We start from the raw sequence: 6,905 nt of genomic DNA on the forward strand, positions 1-6,905 counted from the left end.
TCCATGACTGTCGAACCGTCCGACGATCCGCACGAAGTTCTCATCACGAAGATCGCGAGCGATCTCCGCGAGCGCGGTGAGTTCGTCGCCGAGGTGGCGGCGACTCCGAACCAGAGAATCGTCGACCTCCACTGGGCGTCCCTCCTGGCTGGACGCCGACTCGGCGTGCGCACCCGCGTGGACGTCCAGCAGTCGGGCAGCGGTCAGGGAGGATCTCGCCTGCGGGTCACCGTCGTGTGCGTCGACCGACTGGGTCAGGTCGTGACGCACGTGAGCGAGGCAGCGCGGGCCGTCACCGCCCGGCGGCACTGAGCGCCGCTCTGCTCAGACTCACTTCGAGGGCTGCGGGACCTTGCAGTGCTTCACCTTGGGGTTGAGGCCGACGTAGTTCAGCGGGCCCGCGATCACCGTGACGACGACCGTGCTGGTCTTCGCGCAGTTGGTGTCCTTGCCGGAGAAGTAGTCGCGTTGGTACGCCGCCAGGACGCCGATCAGCAGCCAGAGCACGACGAGCACAGAACCGATTCGCATGGATGCCTCCTGGACGAGGAGTACCCAGCGGCAGCGGGCGCAAGCCCGGCGCTCGGTCAGCTCGCTGCGAGCCGCCCGTCCGGCCGGCTCACCAGCAGGCCGTCGGCGAGGCAGAAGGCCAGCGCTCGCTCGAAGCGCCCGTCCTCCCAGTACGGCGCGCCGACCGCGACCGCGAGCATCTCCGGGACGAGCGGTCCCTGGTCGCGAAGGGCGCGGACGAGCTGCTGCATCTCCCGGGCGACCTGGCGGTCGTTCGGACCCTCGGTCGTGGGCTTCGGTGGGGGCATCGGCATGGCATTCCCTCCTGTCAGGCCGTCCCCAGCGCGGGCGCGCCGGCGCGACCCGTGTCGACGGTGTCGCTGTCCTCGTCCTCGGCGGTGAGGGGCCGGGCGATGTCCTCGAGCGACCTGCCCTCCGCGTGGACACCGAGCACGGCCTCGACCACGCCGCCGCCGACCATGAGCGCGGCACCGATGAAGTAGCCGATCGCGATCGCCGAGATGTCGTGGTGGGCCGACGCGTGGTCGATCAGCGAGCCGAACAGCAACGGGCCCGTGATGCCGCCGACGGCCGTGCCGATCGCGTAGAAGAACGCGATGCAGAGGGCCCGCGTCTCCATCGGGAACACCTCGCTGGCGGTCAGGTACGCCGCGCTGGCACCGGCAGAGGCGAAGAAAAAGATGATCGAGCCCATCACGGTCAGCGACACCGCGGAGACACTGCCGAGGACGAGGCCGGTGCCGGCGAGCAGCAGCCCGGACACGACGTACGTGCCCGAGATCATCCGGACGCGGCCGACCCGGTCGAACAGCGGGCTGAGCAGCAGCGCGCCGAGGAAGTTGCTCGCGGCGAAGACCGCGAGGTACCAGCCCGTCTGGCCCACGTCGAGGAACGTGGTCAAGGTGTCGCCGTAGGTGAAGAAGAAGGCGTTGTAGAGGAATGCCTGTCCGACGAACAGCGAGAAGCACAGGATCGTGCGGCGCGGGTACATCGTGAAGACGGTGCGCGCGATCAGCCCGATCCCGATCGCCTTGCGCTGGCGCACCGTGATCGTGCCGGACACCGTGCCGAGCTCCTGGCCGGTCTCGCGCCGGACGGTCTCCTCGATCTCGCTGACGATCCGCTCGGCCTCCTGCTCACGGCCGTGGATGAACAGCCACCGCGGGCTCTCGGGCACGGCGCGGCGCACGAACAGCACGCCGACCGCGAGCAGCGCCCCGAGCCCGAACGCCAGGCGCCAGCCGAGCTCGGCGGGGATCACCGACTTGTCGAGCAGCAGCACCGTGAGCAGCGACCCACCGGCCGCGCCCACCCAGAACGACCCGTTGATCGCGATGTCGACGCGTCCGCGGTAGCGCGCGGGGATCAGCTCGTCGATCGCCGAGTTGATCGCGGCGTACTCGCCGCCGATGCCGGTGCCGGTGATGAACCGGCAGGCGAAGTACCACATCGGGTTCATCGAGAACGCGGTCAGCACGGTGCCGACGAGGTAGACGCCCAGCGTGATCATGAACAGCCGCTTCCGACCGAAGCGGTCGGTGAGCTGCCCGAAGACGAGGGCGCCGAGGCAGGCGCCCGCGACGTAGACGGCCCCGGCGAGACCGATGTCGAACGCGCTCATGCCGAGACCGGTGCGGTCCGGCTTGAGCGCGTCGGACATCGAGCCCACGATCGTGACCTCGAGGCCGTCGAGGATCCAGACCGTGCCGAGCCCGATCAGCACGGTCCAGTGCCACCGGCTCCACCTGAGCCGGTCCAGCCGTGCGGGTATGTCCGTGGTGATCCGTCCGGTCTCGACTCGTCCGCTCATGGCCGCCCCCTTACCCCGGGTGGGCATCACGCATTACCCCGGGCGCTCTACCGTGTGCGCATGCCTGTCACGCGCGGCTTCACCGGCAAGCGCCGCCCGGAGCGACCCGAGCGCCTCCCACCCGGTCAGTACGACACCGGCACCGACTGGCCGACGCTGACCGCGGAGGCCACCCCGGACATCGCGCCCGACGAGTGGACGATCACCGTCGACGGCCTCGTCGAGCGACCGCACACGTGGACGTGGCGGCAGGCGCACGCCCTGCCCGGGTCGACGTACTTCGGTGACATCCACTGCGTCACGTCGTGGTCGAAGCTCGACACCACCTTCGGCGGGGTGAGCGTCGACGAGCTGCTCGCGATCGCCCGGCCCACGGCCGACGCGGCGTACGTGCTCGCGCACTCGAGCACCGGCTACTCCACGAACCTGCCGCTCGCCGACGTCACCGGGGGCAAGGCCTGGCTCGCCTGGGAGTACGACGGCCGTCCGCTCCCCGTGGAGCACGGCGGCCCGGTCAGGCTGCTGGTGCCGCACCTGTACTTCTGGAAGTCGGCCAAGTGGATCAGCCGGCTCGAGCTGCTCGCCGAGGACCAGCCCGGGTTCTGGGAGCAGAACGGCTACCACGACCGCGGCGACCCGTGGCTCGAGCAGCGCTACCAGGGCGACCCGTGAGCGCGCCGGCGGACGCGACCGTCGCTCCCTGGACCACGGCGCGCGCCGCGGAGGTCGAGCGGATCGGGGACCGCCTGGTGCGGCTCCGGCTCGAGCTGGAGGAGTCCTTCACCTACACCCCCGGGCAGCACTGCGTGCTCCGGCTGCGGGCCGAGGACGGCTACACCGCGCAGCGGTCCTACTCGATCGCCTCCGACCCCGCCGATCCCCTCCTCGAGCTGATGGTGGAGTGCCTGCCGGGCGGCGAGGTATCCGGTCACCTCCACGACGAGGCGCGGGTCGGCGACGCCTTCGAGCTGCGCGGGCCGATCGGCGGCTGGTTCACCTGGACCGGCGACGTGCGCGCGGTGTGCCTGACCGGCGGCACCGGGGTCGTGCCGGTCGTCTCGATGCTGCGCTACGCCCGCCGGGTCGGCGCGACCGACCGGCTCCGGGTCTGCGCCGTGGGCCGCACGCGGCCGGAGCTCCCGTACGCCGACGAGCTGCTCGCCTCGGGTGCCTTGGTTGCCCTGACGCGGGAGAACCTCGGCGAGCGGGTCGCGGCACCGCCGTACCCGTCCGAGATGGAGCCGCTCGTGGCCGGGGTCGAGCGGGCCTACGTCTGCGGATCGGTGGGCTTCGCGTCGTACGCCGTGCGCCTGCTCGGCGAGGTGGGCGTGCCCGCCGACGCCATCCGGGTCGAGCAGTTCGGGGCGACCGGCTGAGCCGGCTGGGTGTGCGCCCGGGGTGTCCGGATTGTCTCCACCGTTCGGGCGACCAGCGGTGGCGACATCGGGCTACAGACGGCCGCCCGCCTGTTTCGCGAGGATCAGGTCGCGCTCACCGCGCCCCCAAGCCTGCGGTCGAGCGTCATGGCGCCGTCCCGGTGTTACCCCCAGCATCCGGGACGGCGCTGCTGCGCGCACCGCAGCCTCGACGGTCCGCACCGAACCGGTGCCGTTCCGCGGGTTTGGGATCCGCCCGATCTGGGCACTTGTGTCCTGCGCCGCGGACCACCGCGCGCCCGGGCGAAAGAGGTGGCCAGTGAGTGTGAGTCCGTGGACTGCTCTGCCCGCACCTCCGATCGAGGCCCCCGAGCCTGAAGCCACGCCGAGGCTGCAGCTGGTCGCGCCGCACGAGCACACCTGGCAGCTGCGTGCCGTCGAGTACGACGATGCCCTCGAGGTCCGCCGCTACGAGTGCGACGGGTGCGCCGAGGTGCTGTTCCGCTGAGTCGGCCCGGTCAGCGGCCGGCCAGCGCGCGGGCGACGTGCCCGGAGCTGCCGGCGTGCGACGGGTCGGCCGCCAGCACGGTGACCCGCAGCGGCTGACCCGCACAGGTGCGGTCCACCCGGTGCAGCAGCTCGGTGCCCGGCACGGACGCGCCGCTGGCACCGAAGATCACCGTCGGGAGCGAGAGGTCGGCCGGCTCGAGCATCAGCGACTTCACGCTGCCACCGACCATGTTGGCCATCTCGCCGACGGCGTCGGAGATGTCGTCCTGGGTGAGCTCCTCGACCGGCAGGGCGAGCATCGCCGCCGTGACCGTCGAGGCGAGCTCGGCGGAGCACGAGAACAGCACCGCACCCGTCCACCCCCCGGTGATCTGGACGAAGGCCGTCACCGGCAGCACGGTGTCGTCGGGCTGCGGCTCGTCCGCCAGTCCGCCGACGAACGTCTCCAGCACGTCGTCGACGACCTGGGCGAGCAGGTCCTGGGTGAGTGTCATGCGGTCTTCCCTTCACTTCGCAGCCGGTACGCCGGTGCGTTGCCGATCTGGACGCGTTCGAAGCCCGCGTCGAGGTTGAGCGTGGTCTCCGCTCCTCCGAGGAACAGGTAGCCGTCCGGCCGCAGCAGGCTGCGGACGCGGGCGAGGATGCGTTGCTTGGTCGGGATGTCGAAGTAGATGAGGACGTTGCGCAGGAAGATCACGTCCATCGAGGGCATCATCGGCCAGGCAGCGTCCAGGTTGAGCAGTCGGCACTCGACCATCCGGCGCAGGTCCTCGTTGACCTGCCAGTGGGTGCCCTGGCGCGTGAAGTGCTTGACCAGCCGCTGCGCGGGCAGGCCGCGGTTCACCTCGAGCTGGCTGTACAGGCCGCTCGTGGTGCGGTCCAGCATCTGCTGGGAGATGTCCGTCGCGAGCAGCCGGACCCGCCAGCCGGGCTGTCCGACGAGCGCGTCGCTCACCAGCATCGCGATGCTGTAGGCCTCCTGACCGCTGCTCGAGGCCGCCGACCAGATGTTCAGCGACCGCTCGGCGGCGCGGGCGCGGATCAGCTCGGGGAGCACCGTGTCGGACAGGGCGTGGAACGGGTGCACGTCACGGAAGAACGAGGTCTCGTTCGTGGTCATCGCCTCGATCACCTGGCCGCGCAGGGGGCCCATGGGCGAGCGCCGCAGCTGCTTGATCAGGTCGGCGATCGTCGGGTGTCCGGACTCCTTGGCGACCGGCAGCAACCGGGACTCGACCAGGTACTCCTTGCCGCGCTCGAGCACGATCGCCGACTCGGCCCTCACGACCGAGCTGATGAACTCGAAGTCTGCTTCGGTGATGGTCACGCCGGTACCTCGCTCGCCTTGCTCTCGACTCGTTTTTTTAATGATACGGCGACCACCGAGAGTGGCAGGAATTCAGACGCGAGCCCGGCTGCGGCANNNCTGGTCACCGCTGCGGCGACCCCCGAGAGTGGCAGGAATTCAGACGCGAGCCCGGCTGCGGCAACCGCCCCGGGCATGCCCCACACGACCGACGACTCCTCGTCCTGCGCGATGACCTCTCCCCCGGCGTCCACGATCGCCTGGGCGCCGCGGGTGCCGTCGTGGCCCATGCCCGTGAGGACCACGCCGAGGCAGCGGCCGGCGTACGCGGTGACGGCCGAGCGGAACAGCACGTCGACGGCGGGCCGGCAGAAGTTCTCGGGCGTGCCCTGGTCGAGCACGGTGACCACGCCCTCGCGGGTGCGCCGCAGCCGCAGGTGGAAGTCCCCGGGGGCGAGCAGCACGCGACCGGGCACGACCGGCTCGCCGTCGATCGCCTCGGCGACGCTCAACGGCGACTTCTTGTCCAGGCGCTCGGCGAGCAGCCGGGTGAACGTCTTCGGCATGTGCTGGACCACGACCACCGGCACCCGCAGCGAGCCAGGGAGGGCGGCGAGCACGGTCGCGAGCGCGTCCGGACCGCCCGTGGACACGCCGATCACGACCACGTCGGGCGGGACGTGGCGCTGGGGAGTCGCGGCCCGGCGTACGACGGGAGGCGCGGCCGGCTGGGGCCGCAGCCGCACCGGCGCGGGGGCGCCCGTGGCCGGGGTTGAGCGGTTCGTCGTCGAGGTGTCCCGGCGCAGGCACAGGGACCGGATCTTCGGCGCCAGCTGCTCGCGGACCGCCTGCATCGAGGCCTGGACGCTGCCGACGTTGGCCGGTTTGGTGACGTAGTCCTGGGCGCCGAGCTCCAGGGCGTCGAGGCTGGCCGTCGCGCCACGCTCGGTCAGCGTGCTGAACATGATCACGGGCAGCCGCGGGTACGCCGCCCGCAGCTCCTTCAGCGTCTCCAGCCCGTCCATGATCGGCATCTCGATGTCCAGCGTCACGAGGTCGGGGTTGAGCTGCGGGATCTTGGCCAGGGCGATCCGTCCGTTCGGGGCGGTGCCCACCACGTCGATGTCGGCCTCGCCCGCGAGCACGTCGGTGACCAGGCGGCGGACGACGACGGAGTCGTCCACCACGAGGACGGAGATGCGGGACATGGGGTCAGCCGTTCTGTCGAGGTCGATGTGGGATGTCAGTAGGTGAACTGGCCGACGAGCTCTTGCATCTCGGCAGCCATCCGGGCCAGCTCGTCGGCAGCCTGGGCGGTGTTGCCCGCACCAGAGGTGGTGTCGGTCGCCGCCCGCGCCACCGCGGTGATGTT

General features: G+C 71.0%; 10 protein-coding genes. 4 read left to right on the top strand and 6 right to left on the bottom strand.

Features of this window, described 5'->3' with window-relative positions; all coding sequences use genetic code 11:
• Positions 1-3 precede the first annotated feature (3 nt).
• Entirely contained in the window at positions 4-312 is a 309-nt protein-coding gene (locus tag EFL26_RS15905; RefSeq protein WP_123223899.1) for a hypothetical protein, read from the top strand.
• An 18-nt stretch (positions 313-330) separates the two neighbouring features.
• Here EFL26_RS15905 and EFL26_RS15910 read toward each other — a convergent pair whose 3' ends face one another.
• From EFL26_RS15910 to EFL26_RS15920, 3 genes are read right to left on the bottom strand one after another with little or no spacing between them, the layout of a single operon-like run.
• Positions 331-531, bottom strand: a complete 201-nt coding sequence (locus EFL26_RS15910) for a hypothetical protein (RefSeq protein ID WP_123223900.1) — start codon at positions 529-531, stop codon at positions 331-333.
• Positions 532-587: 56 nt separating this feature from the next.
• The gene (locus tag EFL26_RS15915; RefSeq protein ID WP_123223901.1) at positions 588-824 is read right to left on the bottom strand and encodes a hypothetical protein; all 237 of its coding nucleotides are present in this window, start codon (positions 822-824) and stop codon (positions 588-590) included.
• A 14-nt stretch (positions 825-838) separates the two neighbouring features.
• Positions 839-2,341, bottom strand: a complete 1,503-nt coding sequence (locus tag EFL26_RS15920) for an MFS transporter (RefSeq protein WP_123223902.1) — start codon at positions 2,339-2,341, stop codon at positions 839-841.
• Between the two features lie 60 nt (positions 2,342-2,401).
• On the opposite strand from EFL26_RS15920, the gene EFL26_RS15925 reads away from it, so the two are divergent.
• The 3 genes from EFL26_RS15925 (at position 2,402) to EFL26_RS15935 (ending at position 4,225) form a co-directional block, all read left to right on the top strand.
• Positions 2,402-3,013 carry a sulfite oxidase-like oxidoreductase gene (locus EFL26_RS15925; protein WP_123223903.1) on the top strand — a complete coding sequence of 204 codons (612 nt, stop codon included), beginning with the start codon at positions 2,402-2,404 and terminating at the stop codon, positions 3,011-3,013.
• Positions 3,010-3,717: an FAD-binding oxidoreductase gene (locus tag EFL26_RS15930; protein WP_246000232.1), complete on the top strand. Its 708-nt coding sequence runs from the start codon at positions 3,010-3,012 to the stop codon at positions 3,715-3,717. The genes EFL26_RS15925 and EFL26_RS15930 overlap by 4 nt, the downstream gene beginning before the upstream one ends.
• Before the next feature lie 319 nt (positions 3,718-4,036).
• On the top strand, positions 4,037-4,225 hold the full coding sequence (locus EFL26_RS15935) for a hypothetical protein (protein ID WP_148046738.1): 189 nt from the start codon (positions 4,037-4,039) through the stop codon (positions 4,223-4,225).
• Between the two features lie 10 nt (positions 4,226-4,235).
• Here the strand turns inward: EFL26_RS15935 and EFL26_RS15940 are convergent, their stop codons facing one another.
• The 3 genes from EFL26_RS15940 to EFL26_RS15950 are packed head-to-tail and all read right to left on the bottom strand — an operon-like array spanning position 4,236 to position 6,741.
• Positions 4,236-4,721, bottom strand: a complete 486-nt coding sequence (locus EFL26_RS15940) for a chemotaxis protein CheX (protein ID WP_123223905.1) — start codon at positions 4,719-4,721, stop codon at positions 4,236-4,238.
• A complete protein-coding gene (locus tag EFL26_RS15945) occupies positions 4,718-5,554 on the bottom strand; it encodes a CheR family methyltransferase (protein ID WP_123223906.1) in 837 nt (278 codons plus the stop codon). Before EFL26_RS15945 ends, EFL26_RS15940 begins: the two co-directional genes overlap by 4 nt.
• On the bottom strand, positions 5,551-6,741 hold the full coding sequence (locus tag EFL26_RS15950; protein ID WP_123223907.1) for a protein-glutamate methylesterase/protein-glutamine glutaminase: 1,191 nt from the start codon (positions 6,739-6,741) through the stop codon (positions 5,551-5,553). The genes EFL26_RS15945 and EFL26_RS15950 overlap by 4 nt, the downstream gene beginning before the upstream one ends.
• Positions 6,742-6,905 lie beyond the last annotated feature (164 nt).

Origin of the sequence: Nocardioides pocheonensis, assembly GCF_003725535.1 — a bacterium.
Classification (GTDB): domain Bacteria; phylum Actinomycetota; class Actinomycetes; order Propionibacteriales; family Nocardioidaceae; genus Marmoricola; species Marmoricola pocheonensis.